At 57.3% G+C, this 15,155-nt stretch carries 12 protein-coding genes; all 12 read left to right on the forward strand.

The annotated features are described in order from the left end of the window. Positions 1–136: 136 nt before the first annotated feature. The 12 genes from DXX3274_RS07480 to tssH all read left to right on the forward strand — a co-directional run bounded on the left by DXX3274_RS07480 (position 137) and on the right by tssH (position 15,154). The gene (locus DXX3274_RS07480; RefSeq protein ID WP_042859273.1) at positions 137–526 is read left to right on the forward strand and encodes a hypothetical protein; all 390 of its coding nucleotides are present in this window, start codon (positions 137–139) and stop codon (positions 524–526) included. A gap of 796 nt (positions 527–1,322) precedes the next feature. After that, on the forward strand, positions 1,323–2,480 hold the full coding sequence (locus DXX3274_RS07490) for a M20 aminoacylase family protein (protein ID WP_042859274.1): 1,158 nt from the start codon (positions 1,323–1,325) through the stop codon (positions 2,478–2,480). A gap of 971 nt (positions 2,481–3,451) precedes the next feature. Next, complete coding sequence (gene tssB, locus DXX3274_RS07495; RefSeq protein WP_012770486.1) at positions 3,452–3,955, forward strand: type VI secretion system contractile sheath small subunit; 504 nt, start codon at positions 3,452–3,454, stop codon at positions 3,953–3,955. A 31-nt stretch (positions 3,956–3,986) separates the two neighbouring features. Then, positions 3,987–5,465: a type VI secretion system contractile sheath large subunit gene (tssC, locus tag DXX3274_RS07500; protein ID WP_038660504.1), complete on the forward strand. Its 1,479-nt coding sequence runs from the start codon at positions 3,987–3,989 to the stop codon at positions 5,463–5,465. A 6-nt stretch (positions 5,466–5,471) separates the two neighbouring features. Continuing rightward, entirely contained in the window at positions 5,472–5,903 is a 432-nt protein-coding gene (gene tssE, locus DXX3274_RS07505) for a type VI secretion system baseplate subunit TssE (RefSeq protein ID WP_013317140.1), read from the forward strand. 2 nt (positions 5,904–5,905) lie between these two features. Continuing rightward, positions 5,906–7,672: a type VI secretion system baseplate subunit TssF gene (tssF, locus tag DXX3274_RS07510; protein WP_038660500.1), complete on the forward strand. Its 1,767-nt coding sequence runs from the start codon at positions 5,906–5,908 to the stop codon at positions 7,670–7,672. Then, entirely contained in the window at positions 7,636–8,649 is a 1,014-nt protein-coding gene (gene tssG / locus DXX3274_RS07515; RefSeq protein ID WP_039691354.1) for a type VI secretion system baseplate subunit TssG, read from the forward strand. The genes tssF and tssG overlap by 37 nt, the downstream gene beginning before the upstream one ends. Before the next feature lie 2 nt (positions 8,650–8,651). Next, positions 8,652–9,866, forward strand: coding sequence for a type VI secretion system-associated FHA domain protein TagH (gene tagH / locus DXX3274_RS07520; protein WP_038660494.1), 1,215 nt, complete (start codon positions 8,652–8,654; stop codon positions 9,864–9,866). Beyond that, positions 9,866–10,387: a type VI secretion system lipoprotein TssJ gene (gene tssJ, locus DXX3274_RS07525; RefSeq protein ID WP_042859275.1), complete on the forward strand. Its 522-nt coding sequence runs from the start codon at positions 9,866–9,868 to the stop codon at positions 10,385–10,387. Before tagH ends, tssJ begins: the two co-directional genes overlap by 1 nt. A gap of 2 nt (positions 10,388–10,389) precedes the next feature. Then, the gene (gene tssK / locus DXX3274_RS07530) at positions 10,390–11,727 is read left to right on the forward strand and encodes a type VI secretion system baseplate subunit TssK (protein WP_038660487.1); all 1,338 of its coding nucleotides are present in this window, start codon (positions 10,390–10,392) and stop codon (positions 11,725–11,727) included. A gap of 16 nt (positions 11,728–11,743) precedes the next feature. Beyond that, positions 11,744–12,520, forward strand: a complete 777-nt coding sequence (gene icmH, locus DXX3274_RS07535) for a type IVB secretion system protein IcmH/DotU (protein ID WP_038660484.1) — start codon at positions 11,744–11,746, stop codon at positions 12,518–12,520. A 15-nt stretch (positions 12,521–12,535) separates the two neighbouring features. Beyond that, complete coding sequence (gene tssH, locus DXX3274_RS07540; protein WP_042859276.1) at positions 12,536–15,154, forward strand: type VI secretion system ATPase TssH; 2,619 nt, start codon at positions 12,536–12,538, stop codon at positions 15,152–15,154. Position 15,155 lies beyond the last annotated feature (1 nt).

Below are 15,155 nucleotides of genomic sequence, written 5' to 3' on the forward strand. Positions count from 1 at the left end.
CCTCATGCTGGGTCTGTAAGTCAGTTTGAGAAACATCACGGCGTAGAGTATGAGTCACCTGAAGCTAAACGTATTGCTAAAGAAATGAATGCGCCTAAACCACCTAAAGCTTGTAAATAGAAATGGAGAGGTTTAAATGAATAGTGATGATTTTGAGTTTTATGAAGATGATGAAGGTATTGCAGTAAATATTGACTTGGATATTTTCAATGAGACAGATATGCAAGTTGTTTATCTGGAGTCAGATTCCAGTGATGACAAGATGGTGGGTGATGTTAATTTTATGATTAATAATCAGGATGATTTTTTTAAAATATCAGAAAGGGAAATATCTTCATATATTGCATCCGTTTACAAAAGCAAAGATGTTCGCTTTAAATTGATGAAGATTTATATTTTCCCTGATATGGAAAATGAGTTCGGTTTTTTATTTAGATGGGTAGGGGATGCTGAACACGGTATAGGTATTAAGTTCTCAGGTCTATCAGTTAAGAAAATAGGAAGTGCAGAGGTGGCGTTTCTATAAAAAAAGCCGGAAGCGATCTAACGATCCTTCCGGCTTTTTTATATTTATCAATCGGTATTATTAAGCCAGCATCGCACCCGGTTCAGCCTGGAGCATGATCCGGCCCAGCAGGGCTTCACTGCTTAACGACTGGCCGAGTAACCCGCTTTGAATCAGCCAATTGCCTGCCAGCGTCATTCGCCGTTGTCGCCCCCCAGTCCGCGCCTTCGGTGTCGCTGCCATCCAGTTCGGCCACCAGCGCGGCGATATCGGTGTCGTCGTCCCGCCGGTCAGCATCAGCCCGTTGCGGTAGAGGCTGATACGAAGCAGCGCCCTGGCGCGCTAAAACCGGCTTGTGCCATTGTGTCGCCTTCAGGATTATTTACCCGCAATTTATTGAATTACCCGTCAGAGATTGATTAGCGTCTTAATCACTATCTTTACCCACTATCCTTACCCACTCACCTGTCACGGTAACCGGCTCCCGGTCATCAAGTCCGACTCAGCCAGCAGCTTTTAAGCTCGACTGGCAAAAGGCGGGTGGAGTCTGCTTTTTTGTTATTTCCCCAGTTTCAATCAGTGTGCTGGACAGGTAACTATCCAGAACCAGTGCAAGATGTCGGCGGTAATGCCGATAATGGTGATTGAAAGATGAGATGGCACGCATGGGCGTTATCCCGCGTGCATTCTTGTCGGACATGGTTTTGTTCATGGAGGCTGGTGGAGTAGAGTAAGTGATTCTCTGTGGGCGATTCCTGAACAGAGTGAGCGGCATATCAGGCGGTGGGCTCTGATGTGAATCAACGGGAGGATGCGTATGGGGATTTCTCCGGCGCTGATTGCGCAGGCCGTTGAATGGCGGCGCAAACTGCATGCCAATCCGGAACTGGGCTATCACGAGCGTCAGACGTCCGGGATGGTGGCGACGTTGCTCGCCGCCTTTGGTTTTCAGGTTCATACCGGCCTGGCGGATACTGGCGTAGTAGGAACGTTGGAGAACGGGCCTGGTCCTGTTATTGGATTGCGGGCCGACATGGATGCGCTGCCGGTTACCGAACTGAGCGATCTTGCTTATAAATCCCGGCATGCCGGCGTCATGCATGCCTGTGGTCATGACGGACATACCGCCATGTTGCTGGCCGCCGCCCGCCATCTCAGTGAAACCCGGCGTTTCAGCGGTACGGTGCGGGTGGTGTTTCAGCCGGCGGAAGAGAATCTGGGCGGTGCGCGACGTATGGTGGAGGAGGGGTTGTTTACCCGTTTTCCAATGGATGACATCTATGCGTTGCATAACTGGCCGGGGCTGCCTGTTGGACAGGTCGGGCTGAGCAGTGGGGCGATGATGGCCTCCCTGGATTCGTTTGAAATCGTGCTGATCGGCAAAAGCTGTCATGCCGCCATGCCGGAAAACGGCGCTGACCCGATTATGGCCGCCTCTCAACTGGTGCTATCGTTACAAACCATCCCTTCGCGACGCCTGTCGCCTCAGTCGTCTGCGGTGATCAGTATCACGCAGATTAACGGCGGCGAAGCCATCAACGTCATTCCGGAAAAAGTGGTGCTGCGCGGTACGCTGCGCTGCCTGCAAACCTCAGTGCGCGAGCAGGTGAAGGCGTTGATTGCGCAGTTTGTGGCGCAAATCCCCGAAGTATTCGGCGTCACGGGCTCCATTGCCTATTACCCCGGTTACCCGGTTACCCAAAATGACGCCCGAGCGGCGCAAATGGTGCGTGAGGTAGCGGAAACGACGTTTGGCGCGAGCCAGGTGCATTGGGAAATTGCGCCGTCTATGGCGTCCGAAGATTTCGCCTGCATGCTGGAACACTGTCCCGGCGCCTATTTCTGGTTAGGGGCCGATGGCGATACGCCATCCCGTCCGCTGCATAACGCCTGTTATGACTTCAATGACGCGTTGATTCCACACGGTGTCGCCATGTGGGTGGCGTTGGTGGAAAAGCGGCTACCGATTGGGTAAATCTCTCCGGTCTGCGTTGGGGCTGGAATAATTGACGTCAATGGAAACTAATTTTCCTTAAAATATGATTTTTATTTTTTCTTGATTCAAATTGCAATTATGAATAATAGAATAGGAATCGGTTTCCTATAAATGCCGTTGTCAGACCGGAGGAAACCATTTTTTTCTGATGTTTCAGCGAGAAACTGCCATGCAATATGGTTTTTAATTGAGCGATGTCCCGGTGTTTTATTTGCATTTCATGACGAAAATAGTGGTGAAATGTTTCGTTTGCGTTATGCCCTGGCATAAAAATAATCATTTTTTAGTCATGTAAATATTCCATATAAAAAAGCGGTTTATTCCTGAAAATAATTAGCTGGATAATTGTTTTAAAATCTAACGAAATTAGAGAGGCCAAAAATACCCGTTTTTTGGAAAATTGTAATGCAGGTTTATGTAACTATTTCACCGGTAATAATGTATGTTTTCGGGGTGTTCATTTTATTTATATTGTTGTTTTTTATTGTGTTTTTTTATTTTTGGAGCTTTGGGATATCAAAAGTATATTAGCGTTGACCATGTGTCAGCGTTATGTGTATGATTGGCGAACGAAGCAGAAATATATCTACACATTTTGAATACAGTTCTGTCGTTTTTTATTGGCTTACTGATTCCATACGGTTTAAGAATGCGTTGAGTGAATGCGCCGAGGCGGCGGGTTCTATTTCGTGCATATCGTCGGTCGAAAAACAAACATATCCAAAATAATTCGAGTTGCAGGAAGGCGGCAATCGAATGAATCCCCGGGAGCTTACATAAGTAAGTGTCCGGGGGAATGAAGGCAGCCAACACACCTGCAACTTGAAGTATGAAGGATATAGCCTATTTGTTCGCTGAATAGCCCGGTCTGTCATGGATTCTGGCGGGTCGTTCAGTAGGATTCGACCTTATTTTTTCGGGCCAGGGTGCCCTCACGTTGGTATTGACATATGGCAAAAGGAACTGACGGTGCATCTGTCGCACCAAAGGAACGTATTAATATCAAATATGTCCCGGCCACTGGTGGTCAGCAGGCGGAAATTGAACTGCCGCTTACGCTGATGGTGGTGGGAAATATGAAAGGACGCACAGAAGAGACGCCGATTGAAGAACGTCAAACGGTGTCTATCGACAAGAACAACTTCACTTCGGTGATGAAAGAGGCCAACCTGGAGCTGAATTTCAGCGTGCCTAACCGTCTGGAAGAAGACAGCCAGGATGACCTTCCCGTCAAACTCAGCATTGCTTCGCTGAATGATTTCTCCCCCGATCGCATCGCCCAGCAAGTGCCGGAACTGCGCAAACTGCTGGAACTGCGTGAAGCCCTGGTCGCTCTGAAAGGGCCGCTGGGTAATATTCCCGCTTTCCGTAATCGCCTGCAGGATCTGTTGTCCAGCGAAGAAGCCAGAGAGCAGCTGCTCAAAGAGCTGGATCTGGTGAAACCCGCCGAATAATTGATTGTTACTGACGAGAAGGGAAACAAACATGTCAATGGTTGAAGAACAGGCCCAGACAGGCGCGGCCGGTGGTTCATCGTCGCTGCTTGAAGAAATCATGGCGCAGGCGCGCATCACCCCGGTGGATGAAGGTTATAACGTCGCCAAGCAGGGGATCGCCGCGCTGGTGGCCAACATTCTGGACAGCGGTAACGCGGCCGAGCCGGTGAACAAGGCGCTGGTCGACAGTATGATCGTTGAACTGGACAAAAAGCTCAGCAAGCAGATCGACGTGATTCTGCATGCGCAGGAACTGCAGGAGCTGGAGTCTTCCTGGCGTTCGCTGAAGTTGCTGATCGATCGCACCGATTTCCGCGAAAACATCAAAATCCTGCTGCTGCACGCGACCAAAAACGAGCTGCTGGAAGATTTTGAGTTCGCACCGGAAATTACCCAGTCCGGTTTCTACAAACACGTTTATTCCAGCGGCTACGGCCAGTTCGGCGGCCAGCCGATCGGCGGGGTTATCGGCGATTACGCGCTGACCCAGAGTTCGCCGGACATCAAGCTGATGCAGTATGTCAGCGCGGTGGGCGCTATGGCGCACGCGCCGTTTATCTCCTCCGTCGCGCCGACCTTCTTCGGCGTGGACAGCTTCACCGATCTGCCGTCCATCAAAGACCTGAAATCGGTGTTTGAAGGCCCGGCCTACACCAAATGGCGTTCGATGCGCGAGTCGGAAGATGCCCGCTATCTGGGCCTGACGGCGCCGCGTTTCCTGGCCCGTCTGCCTTATGACCCGGTAGAAAACCCGATCAAAGGGTTTAATTACAAGGAAGACATCAGCGCCAACCACGAACACTATCTGTGGGGCAACACCGCTTACCTGATGGGTACCGCCATCACCGATAGCTTCGCCAAGTACCGCTGGTGCCCGAACATCATCGGCCCGCAGAGCGGCGGCGCCATCACCGATCTGCCGGTGCACGTCTATGAAGCGATGGGCCAGTTGCAGGCCAAGATTCCGACCGAGGTGTTGATCACCGACCGCCGTGAATACGAAATGGCCGAAGAGGGCTTCATCACCCTGACCATGCGCAAAGACAGCGACAACGCCGCGTTCTTCTCCGCGAACTCGGTGCAGAAACCCAAGGTATTCGCCAACACCAAAGAGGGTAAAGAGGCGGAAACCAACTACAAACTGGGTACGCAGTTGCCGTACATGTTCATCATCAACCGTCTGGCGCACTACATCAAAGTATTGCAGCGCGAGCAGATCGGTTCCTGGAAAGAGCGTCAGGATCTGGAGCGCGAGCTGAACAACTGGATCAAGCAGTACGTCGCCGATCAGGAAAACCCGCCGGCAGACGTACGCAGCCGTCGCCCGCTGCGCGCCGCCCAGATCAAGGTGCTGGACGTGGAAGGCGAACCGGGTTGGTACCAGGTGACCATGGCAGTGCGCCCGCACTTCAAGTACATGGGGGCGAATTTCGAACTGTCCCTGGTTGGGCGTCTGGATAAGGAATAACGACTGATGCCGTCGCTCTCTGCCTGGGAGCGGGGATCTGCGGCCAGCCTGTTTGATCGTATCCGGGGAGAGGAGCGCCGTTCCTCTCCCGAAACGGAGTTGGAAGACTTGATCGAGTCGGTGAAACGCCAGCTCGATCAGGTGCTGAATACGCGTCCCGGCAGTTGTCGCAGCGCACCCGAGCTTGGCGTGATTGATTTCAATGACGCCACGCAGGGCGGCGCGGATATCCGGGGCAAGATCCGTGAAGCGATCCGACAGTGTATCTGCCGCTTTGAACCGCGAATTGTCCATGTGGACGTCAGTGCGTCGGACTATCTGTCCAATCCGCTGGAGATGTCGTTTCAGGTCACCGCGCATGTGCGGCTGGAAGATCTGGAGCAGGTCACCTCCTTCAATATTCATATGGACAGCCACCGCCATTACAGAATGATGTGATTATGTCGCTGGAACATTTCTTCAGGGATGAACTCGCCTATTTGCGTCTGCAGGGACGCGAATTCGCCAGGGCACACCCTGAACTTACCCGATTTTTGTCAGAACAGACGACGGATCCGGATGTCGAGCGGTTGCTGGAAGGCTTTGCCTTTCTGACCGGCAGCCTGCGGGCGAAGATCGAGGATGAGTTTCCGGAACTGACTCACGGCCTGCTGGGCATGCTGTGGCCGAACTATTTGCGCCCGGTGCCCAGCATGACCATCATGCAGTTTTCGGTACTGCCCGGCGCCATCGCGCAACCGGCGTTCGTGTCGCGCGGCTGCGAGCTGGACAGCCTGCCGATCGACGATGTGGTCTGCCATTTTCAGACCTGCCACGATGCCTGGATCTACCCGGCGGATATCCGCCAGATCAACGCGCAAAGCGGTAACGACATGTCCGCCATCACGCTGGATATCGGCCTGCACGGGCCGTTGTCGCTAGGGGATCTGCAGCTCGATAAACTGCGTTTCTTCCTGGGCGGCGACCGCTATACCGCCTACGAACTCTATTTCTGGATCGCCAGCCAGCTGTCGCACATTGAGCTGGAAATCGACGGTAAACGCTTTCGTCAGGAAGCGAATGTGTTGAAAACCGTCGGCTTCGAGCGTGAAGACGCAATGCTGCCGTATCCCGGCAACGTCTACTCCGGCTACCGTATCCTGCAGGAGTATTTCTGTTTTCCGGAAAGTTTTCTGTTCTTCCAGTTGTCCGGCGCCAGCTGGCCTAATCAGCCGCTGATGGTGACGGATTTTAAACTGCACTTCTGCTTTGACCGGCCGTTGCCGGCGGAACTGAAAATCCGTCCGGACTCGTTCATGCTCAACTGCGTGCCGGCCATCAATCTGTTCCGCCATGACAGCGAACCCATCAATCTGGATGGTCGCCAGACCGATTACCCGCTCAAAGCCAGCTACCGCCACGCCGACAGTTTCGAAATTTTCTCCATCGACAAGGTGGAAGGCTGGGTGGAGGGCAACAGCGGGCGTTCGCGCGGCATTCCGCGGCTCTATCAGCCTTTCGAGAGTTTCCAGCATCAAATCGAGCGAGCCAAAGGGCGGCTGGCGCTGTATTACCGTATTCGGGTGCGTGAAGCGGTCAGCGGCGACGGCTTTGACCACCTGCTGTCGTTTGTGCGCGGCGACGAGAAAGAGGTGATCGATCTTGATGAATCCATTTCGGTCACCCTGACCTGCACCAACCGTTCGCGAGCGGCGCAGTTGCCGGTGGGCGCCATCTGCGTGCCGACCGGCAGCTCGCCGTCTTTCGCCACTTTCCGCAACCTGATTCGGCCGACCCGTCCGCTGCGCCCGGCGCTGGACGGCAGCCTGCACTGGACGCTGATCTCCAACCTGTCGCTGAACTATGTGTCGCTGCTGCGGCGCGATGCGCTGGTGCAGATTCTGCGTACCTACGACTTTCCCGCGTTGCATGACAAGCAGGCGGAGCAGGCGTCACGCAAGCGGCTGGCGGGGATCGAGACGATTGAAACCACGCCGGTGGACCGGCTGGTGCAGGGGATGCCGGTACGCGGGCTCAAGTCGGTCTTGTCGGTGCGGCAATCGGCGTTCTCCAGTGAAGGCGAACTCTATCTGTTCAGCACCGTGCTGGCGCATTTCTTTTCGTTGTACGCCAGCGTCAACGCCTTCCATCTGCTGGAAGTGGTCAACATCGATAACAAGGAGCGCTACCGATGGCCGGTGCAGATAGGTCAGCACTCGATGATGTAATGCCCGGTCAGGCGATGTTTCGCCAGGATGCGCGCCACTTCAACTTTTTCCAACTGGTGGAACTGCTTAACCAGATGGAGGGCGTCGATCTGGAGCAGGCGCTCGACTTCCGGCCGGAGTTGGAACGCATTCGCTTTCGTTCCACCGCGTCGATTGGCTTTCACCCCAGCGACGTACTGCGGGTGGGAGAGGATGTCGACGGCCGGCAGGAACTGGAGGTCGCGTTTCTCGGTCTGCACGGCAGCCAATCGCCGATGCCGGGGTATTACCTCGAAGAACTGGCGTGGGAGTACGCCCAGGGCGAGCAGAAGCTGGGCGTGTTTCTCGATTTTTTCCATCATCGGCTGCTGACGCTGCTGCATCGCGCCTGGCGTAAATACCGCTATCACGTCCGTTTCCAGAATGACGGCGAAGACGGTTTCTCCCGGCTGATGTTCGCACTGGTGGGGCTCGGCAATGACGCGGTACGCGACAGCCTGCCGGTCAACCGGGCCAAGATGCTGTCTTACGCCGGCCTGCTGGCCAGCCCCAGCCGCTCGCCGGAAGTGGTGGCCGGCCTGGTTATTCACTGCTTTGACCTTGAAGACGTGGAGGTCATCGCCTGGCAGCACCGCAAAGTGCCGATTTTCGAAGACCAGCAAAACCGGCTGGGACGCGCCAACAGCGTGCTGGGCGGGGATTTTGTCATTGGCGACAAGGTGAATGACTGCGCCGGCAAATTCCTGCTCAAAGTGGATAACCTCAGTTTCAGCCGTTTTCTCAGTTTCCTGCCCAACGGCGAGCATTTTCAGCCGCTGGTGCGTTTTGTTTCCTTCATCTTGCGCGATCAACTGGCCTGGGACCTGCGCCTCGGTTTCGCCGAAGGAGAAGCCAGAGGCTTGCGGCTGGGCGATGACCAGAGCAGCCGTCTGGGATGGAGCAGCTTTCTCGGGCAGCCGCCGGCCGACCCGTATGTGACGATTTGTGTGCAGGAGTAATTGTGAACGAAAACAACCCACTCACTCTGGTTGTGCTCAACAGCGAACAGCTGGATATCAATTCGCAGGTGCAGCACCGGTTTGATCACCGCGGCGGCACGCTGGGCGCGTCGGAAAAAGATCAGTGGCAACTGCGCGACCGGCTTGGCGCGGTATTGCCGGAACATGCGCGCATCGAACTGCAGGACGGCCAATTTTGTGTGTGCGATCTAAGCGGCCAGACCTTCATCAACGGTGCGTTGTCGCCCATCGGCCGTGACCGCCGGGTGTGTCTGGCGCATGGCGATGAGCTGGTGATCGGCCCGTTTCGGCTGGGGGTTTACCTCGACGATCCGGCGCGCGAGCAGGACATCGATCAGGTGTTGGGCCAGCGCCCCGGCGATGTGCTGGAAGGGTGGCTTGGCGAAGAGCGACACAGCCCGACCGTCGAAGAGACGACGGCGAGCCGATTTAATGACCCGTTGTGGGCGTTGCAGCAGGAACAGAGCCGCTCGCCGCTGGCAACGGAGGGTGAGCACGGCGACGAACTGCCGACCTCGCTTTCTTCTTTTTCTGCCGTTGAGGACACCATGGATCAGAAATTTGTGGAATTACCGACCATTGATAACCCGCACGCCGGGGCGGGGCTGGGCGGGCAGGCTGACGCGGTGACGCTGGCGCCGCTGCTGCGCGGGCTGGGCGTATCGCTGAATACCGGTGATGAGCAGCAACTGCGCGAGATGCTCGAAGAGATGGGCCGAAGCCTGAAGGCGATGGTGGAGGGGTTACTGACGCTGCAGGCCGATCAGGCGGCTCTGGCGGATACCCATCTGCGGCCGATCGAAGATAACCCGCTGCGGCTGGGGCTGGATTACACCGATACCCTATCGCTGCTGTTTGCCGATGATAAAAGCCCGGTGCATCTGTCCGCGCCGGCGGCCATCAGTGAAGTGCTCAGTAATATGCAGGCGCATCACCGGGCCAACCAGCAGGCGATCGCCGTGGCGCTGGAGAGCATTCTGCAGGCGTTTTCACCGGCGGCGCTGCTGGGCCGGTTCGAACATTATCGCCGCAGCGGCGAACGTCAGGCGCTGGACGACGGCTGGGCATGGCAGATGTACCAGCACTATTACCGCGAGCTGACCTCGCCGCGTCAGCAAGGGTTCCAGAAACTGTTCCATCAGGTGTATGCGCAGGCCTATGACCGCGCGGTTCGCCAGCAACAGGAGCAGAAATAATGCTGCGAGCCTTATGGTTATGCGCCTTGATCCTGCTGCTTCCCGGCTGCTCCACGCTCGGCAAGATGGCGAAGGTGGCGGCCAATCCGGATATTCAGATCGGCAGCAACGATAACCAGCCGTCCACCGTCGGTTTCAGCCTGGTGGCGGAACCGGACGTTAACCCCAGCGAGAGCGGCGAAGCGGCGCCAGTCGAGTTTCAACTGGTGATGCTGGCGGAAGACTCCCGTCTGCTGGCTACCGATTACGATCAGGTGACCACCGATATCGAAAAAGCGCTGGCCAAGAATTACGTCAGTCATCAGGACTACACGCTGCTGCCGGGGCAGTTCAAATACCTGCCGCCGGTCAAGCTGGATGAGAAAGTGCATTACATCGGAGTAATCGCCAAGTACGCCGATCCGGACAGCGCCGAGTGGCGCAAGGTTGTCAAGTTGAAAAACACCGGCCGCACTTATCAGCTTCTGGTGCATCTGCGCCGTGAAGAAGTCGAAATCAAGAAAGATCAAGAAGAAGAATAACTATGTCGAGCCGAAATCGGATTATTTGGCGGGAAGGGCTGTTCATCAAGCCGCAGCATTTCCAGCAACAGCAAAGACACACGGACTACGCGCTGCATGCCCGTCTTAGCGCGCTCAGCGATTATTTTTATGGCCTGCAGTCGCTGGCGATCAACGAGGAATACCTCAACTTCGGGCGCATCGCGCTGGTGAACGCCACCGGCGTGATGCCGGACGGCACGGTATTCAACATTCCGGGGGATGACGCGCTGCCGCAGCCGCTGGAGGTAACCGATGTGGCGCTGGCTAACCAGAAGGTCTATCTGGCGTTGCCGCTGGCGGTGAACGGCGTCAGCGAGGTGGGACAAACGGGCGCCGGCGTCGCCACCCGTTTGCAGTCGCACCGCCATGATGTGCGCGATTTGCACAGCGAAGGCGGCGACGTGGTATCGGTGGAAGTGGGCAAGGTCAGCCTGCGGCTGATGCTGGAGCGCGATGACCGCAGCGCCTACGCCTCGCTGGCGATTGCCAATATTCTCGATAAGCGGCCGGACGGCGGTCTGGTGCTGGACCCCAATTTCATGCCGTGCAGCATCAGCGTCACCGCCATTCCGAGCCTGAAACGCTTTTTGGGCGAGTCCGCCGGTCTGGTGGCGGAACGCGCCCGCAGTCTGTCTCAGCGCATCGCCGCGCCGGGTCAGCAAGGGGTGGCGGACGTGGCGGAATTCATGATGCTGCAACTGCTTAACCGCGCTCAGCCGCAGCTATCGCATCTGGCGCGCCTCGGTACGCTGCACCCGGAGCGGCTGCACGAAGCGCTGGTGCAACTGTGCGGCGAACTGATGACCTTTACCGACGAGTCGCGTCTGCCGCCGGAGTTTCCCGCCTACCGTCACGAGCATCAGCAATCCAGCTTTGAGCCGCTGATGATGGCGCTGCGTCAGGCGCTGAGCACCGTACTGTCGCCGCGCGCGGTGTCGATCCAGATGAAGGCGCAGCCTTACGGCGTGCGGGTGGCGCTGGTGGGCGACGCCGAACTGATGACCAGCGCCGAATTTGTGCTGGCGGTGCGCGCCCGTATGCCGCAGGAGCATTTGCGCAAACAGCTGTTGCAGCAAACCAAGATCGCCTCCAGCGACAAAATCCGCGAACTCATCAGCCTGCAACTGCCCGGCGTGCCGCTGCTGCCGTTGCCGGTGGCGCCGCGTCAGCTGCCGTATCACGCCGGCTACAGCTACTTCCAACTGGACAGGCAAAGCCCGGCCTGGAAATCGCTGGTCACCAGCAACACGCTGGCGTTCCACATCGCCGGCGAATTCCCGGAACTGGACATGCAACTGTGGGCCATCCGCGGCCAGTAGTTAACAGGAGGATCCCGTGAGTACCGACATCATCAAAAGCGATCAGTTGGGCGACCTGCTGTATGACAACGCCCGGCAACTGGATATGGATTCCGATTACTGGTTTCGCCTGCGCGGGCAGAGCATCAACCCGATGATCGACGCCGTTACGCCATTGCTGGGCATGGTGGAGCGGGTGCGCCAGCTGTCTGAATACGACGGCGTGGCGGAGCTATACCAGCGCGTACAGTCCGAAATTCAGGCCATTGAGCAGGAACTGCATTCCCACGGTTACGAAAACGGCGTGATTTTGTCGTTTCGCTACATTCTGTGCACCTTCATCGACGAAGCGGTGATGGGGCGGGAGTGGGGCGGCCAGAGCGTATGGTCCGCCCATTCGCTGCTTACCCGTTTCCACAATGAAACCTGGGGCGGCGAGAAGGTGTTCGTGTTGCTGGAGAAGCTGCTGGATGACCCGACGCGCTACCGCGACATTCTGGAGTTTATCTACCTGTGTCTGTGCCTCGGTTTCGAAGGCCGCTACCGGGTGATGACCCAGGGACGCGAAGAGCTGGATCGGGTGGTGCGCCGTTTGCACGACACCCTGCGTCCGGAGCCGGAAAATCCGCCGACGGTATTCCACCTCAATCTGGGGCAGCAGTCTTCCCGTTACCAACTGCGGAAACAGATTTCGCTGCGCACGCTGTTTATCGGCCTGTGCGTGGTGATGGCCGCGGCGTTTGGCCTCTATCACTACCAGCTAACCAACCAGACCCAGGACGTGCTGCGTCAGCTGGGAGAATTATTACAATAACAGGAGCGTATTCTCGTGATTCGAATCGAACTGCCGATCCTGGTTGAGCGACTCAACCCGCTGTGCCGCCACATAATGGAAGAGGCGGCGGCGCTGTGCATTCAGCATCAGGGCGCGGAGATCCGCATTGAGCACCTGCTGCTGAAAATGCTGGAGACGCCGTTGTGCGACGTGCGTCAGATCCTGAAACGCGCCGGGATGGATGTTGACGAACTGGCGGCATTGCTGCAGCCCAATGCCGCGGACAAAGGGTTTGAGTCGGGCTATCCCTCGTTTTCGCCGCTGCTGGTGGAGTGGTTGCAGGACAGCTGGCTGCTGGCCTCGGCGGAACTCCAGCACGCCCGTCTGCGCAGCGGCGTACTGCTGCTGGTGTTGCTGATGACGCCGACGCGTTATCTGTCGGCGACGGTGACCCGCCAGTTGGCGCAGATTAACCGCGAACTGCTGCGTCAGCAGTTTGACGAATGGGTAAAAGATTCAGCGGAAACCGAGGTGATCTCCGCCGCTGGCGCGACGCCGGAACAGGCGGCCGCGGCCACCACCCAGCTGTCCCGCTATACCCAGAATGTCACCGAGTCGGCCCGTCAGGGCAAACTGGACCCGGTATTGTGCCGCGATCATGAAATCGACCTGATGATCGATATTCTGTCCCGCCGTCGTAAAAATAACCCGATCGTGGTCGGCGAGGCCGGGGTGGGTAAAAGCGCGCTAATTGAAGGACTGGCGCTGCGCATTGTCGCCGGTCTGGTGCCGGAACGGCTGCGCGATGTGGAACTGCTGACGCTGGATTTGGGCGCGATGCAGGCCGGCGCGTCGGTGAAAGGCGAGTTCGAGAAGCGTTTCAAAGGCGTGATGCAGGAAGTGAAAGAGGCGCCGAAACCGGTTGTCCTGTTCATTGACGAAGCCCACACGTTGATTGGCGCCGGCAATCAGGCCGGCGGTCTGGACGTGTCCAACCTGCTTAAACCGGCGCTGGCGCGCGGCGAACTGCGCACCATCGCCGCCACCACCTGGAGCGAATACAAGAAATACGTGGAAAAAGACGCCGCGCTGTCGCGTCGCTTCCAACTGGTGAAAGTGGGCGAGCCGAACGTCGACGAAGCCACGGTGATTTTGCGCGGGCTGCGCAGCATTTACGAACAATCGCACGGCGTATTGATCGACGAAGAAGCCCTGCAAGCGGCGGCCAATCTGTCCGCGCGTTATATCTCCGGGCGTCAGTTGCCGGACAAAGCGATCGACGTACTGGATACCGCCTGCGCGCGCGTCGCCATCAACCTGACCACGCCGCCGCGCGCGGTCAGCCAGTTGCAGACCCGTTTGCATCAGCAGGCGCTGGAAATCGCTCAACTGGAGCGTCAGGGCCGCATCGGCCTGGGCGATACCGCAGAGCGACTGGCGACGCTGCGTGACGCCAGCGAAACGGATGCGGCGACGCTGGCGCAACTGGAAGCCGACTGGCAGCGTCAGAAAACGCTGGTGCAGCAGATCGTCGCCCTGCGCACCGCGTTGCTGGCCGATGAAGCGCCGGAAGATTTCGATGCCGCCGCCGCGGCCGCTGAACTGGCCGACGGCGAGCGGGCGCTGGCCGAACTGCAACAGCCGTCGGTGCTGGTGTCCCCGCATGTGGATAAAACCCAGATTGCGTCGGTGATCGCCGAGTGGACCGGGGTGCCGTTGAACCGGATTTCCCAGGGCGAGCTGGACGTGGTCACCCGCCTGCCGGATTACCTCGGCGACAGCATCAAAGGGCAGCAACTGGCGATCGCCCAGTTGCACAAGCACCTGCTGACCGCTCGCGCCGACCTGCGCCGTCCCGGTCGACCGCTGGGCGCGTTTTTGCTGGTGGGGCCAAGCGGCGTGGGCAAGACCGAAACCGTGGTGCAGATTGCCGATCTGATGTTCGGCGGCCGTAATTATCTCACCACCATCAACATGTCCGAGTACCAGGAGAAGCATACGGTTTCCCGCTTGATCGGTTCGCCGCCGGGGTATGTCGGCTTTGGCGAAGGCGGGGTGCTGACCGAGGCTATTCGCCAGAAACCCTATTCGGTGGTGCTGCTGGATGAAGTGGAAAAAGCCCATCCGGACGTGCTCAACCTGTTCTATCAGGCGTTTGACAAGGGCGAACTGGCGGACGGCGAAGGGCGGGTGATCGACTGCCGCAATGTGGTGTTCTTCCTGACCTCCAATCTGGGGTTCCAGACGATTGTCAATTTTGCCGAGCACGTCAATGTTGCGGATCGACCGGGCGAACTGCTGGATGCGCTCTATCCGGAACTGGCGGCGTTCTTCAAACCGGCGTTGCTGGCGCGAATGGAAGTGATTCCCTACCTGCCGTTGGATCACGACACGCTGGTGGCGATCGTGCAGGGCAAGCTGTCCCGTCTGGTTACGTTGCTGCAGCAGCGCTTTGGCGCCGAGGTGGTTATCGACGCATCGGTGCCGGAAGAGATCCTGCGTCTGGCGAACCGCAGCGAAAATGGCGCGCGCATGCTGGAGTCGGTGATCGACGGCGCACTGTTGCCGCCGGTGTCGTTGCAATTGCTGCAACGCATGTCGGCCGGTCAGCCGGTCAGCCGCATTCATTTCCGGGTGGAAGACGGCCAGTTCCGGTCCGAGGTGGAGGGCTGAG

It is taken from the genome of Dickeya sp. NCPPB 3274 (assembly GCF_000406205.1).
In the GTDB taxonomy this organism is placed as follows: domain Bacteria; phylum Pseudomonadota; class Gammaproteobacteria; order Enterobacterales; family Enterobacteriaceae; genus Dickeya; species Dickeya fangzhongdai.